Annotated in this window: 1 pseudogene; it reads right to left on the minus strand. The window is 63.7% G+C overall.

The features are described from left to right. A pseudogene (locus P0G09_RS19445) lies at positions 1-295 on the minus strand (translation elongation factor G); the annotation flags it as partial.

Consider the following 295-nt stretch of genomic DNA (forward strand, 5'->3'; position numbering starts at 1 on the left):
GGCTCGTAGTGGCCCACACCCTCTATGGCTTCGGTGATGGTCTCCTTATACAGGAATCCGCCGGGGCCGAAGCTGACCTCCAGCCCGTACCGCTCGGCCAGCAGGCTTTTCAGCACCTCCAGCTGGATCTCACCCATCAGCTGGACATGGATCTCGCCCAGGGTCTCGTTCCAGACCACATGGAGCTGGGGCTCCTCCTCTTCCAGCCGATGGAGCTTTCCCAGCGCGGCGTGCAAGTCTGCGCCCTCGGGCAGCAGCACCTGATAGCTCAGAACGGGCTCCAGCACGGGCAGGT

It is taken from the genome of Faecalibacterium sp. DFI.5.82 (assembly GCF_029076575.1).
GTDB classification, from domain to species: Bacteria; Bacillota; Clostridia; order Oscillospirales; family Ruminococcaceae; genus Faecalibacterium; species Faecalibacterium duncaniae.